This is a genomic window from Pseudoalteromonas sp. MER144-MNA-CIBAN-0113 (assembly GCF_040308965.1).
GTDB lineage: Bacteria > Pseudomonadota > Gammaproteobacteria > Enterobacterales > Alteromonadaceae > Pseudoalteromonas > Pseudoalteromonas tetraodonis.
The window spans coordinates 1-254 of record NZ_JBEOOG010000465.1; the positions used below are offsets into that span (position 1 = coordinate 1).

1 protein-coding gene is annotated in these 254 nt (G+C 39.8%); it reads right to left on the reverse strand.

What is annotated here, in order from left to right; translation table 11 throughout:
* Positions 1-254, reverse strand: a 254-nt coding sequence (locus tag AAEY57_RS20520) for a diguanylate cyclase domain-containing protein (protein ID WP_350608726.1), incomplete at both ends; no start/stop codon positions are given.

Genomic DNA, 254 nt, shown 5'->3' on the forward strand with positions numbered 1-254 from the left:
TAATAGCACCATGCGCGCGTGTGCATATTCGCGCATGTCAGCAGAGAAAAACTCAAAACAGTTACGACCATTACTTTTTGCTTTATACATAGCCTGATCGGCTGCCTTTAAAAGCTGTTCAGTATTTTCACCATCATTAGGAGCGCAAGCAATGCCTATGCTTGCACTAATAAATAACTCTTCGTTTTCAAGATGCAAAGCTGACGATAGACTAAGTAAAATATTACTCGCAATTTGATTAATATGGCGCGTAC